Genomic DNA, 319 nt, shown 5'->3' with positions numbered 1-319 from the left:
GTTTTTAACTCTTTTTCACCCAGGGGGAACACTTGCAGGGTAAAGCACTCCAGGATTTTGTAATCGACAAAATTGATGACCTGAAAGGTCAAGACATCATCGCCTTAGATGTTCAGGGCAAATCCAGTATCACCGATTGCATGATTATCTGCACTGGCACGTCCAGCCGCCATGTCATGTCTATCGCCGATCACGTTGTTCAGGAGTCTCGCACCGCCGGTCTGCTGCCGCTTGGCGTAGAAGGCGAAAACGTAGCTGACTGGATCGTCGTCGATCTTGGTGATGTGATTGTCCACGTTATGCAGGAAGAGAGCCGTCG

Annotated in this window: 1 protein-coding gene; it reads left to right on the top strand. The window is 50.5% G+C overall.

The genetic code is table 11. The annotated features are described in order from the left end of the window. Positions 1–32: 32 nt before the first annotated feature. Positions 33–319, top strand: a 287-nt coding sequence (rsfS, locus tag FDX22_RS27335) for a ribosome silencing factor (RefSeq protein WP_146718065.1), incomplete at its 3' end; no start/stop codon positions are given.

It is taken from the genome of Citrobacter sp. TBCS-14 (assembly GCF_005280805.1).
Taxonomy (GTDB): Bacteria; Pseudomonadota; Gammaproteobacteria; order Enterobacterales; family Enterobacteriaceae; genus Citrobacter; species Citrobacter gillenii.
This window is presented reverse-complemented; position numbering and strand designations above follow the sequence as displayed.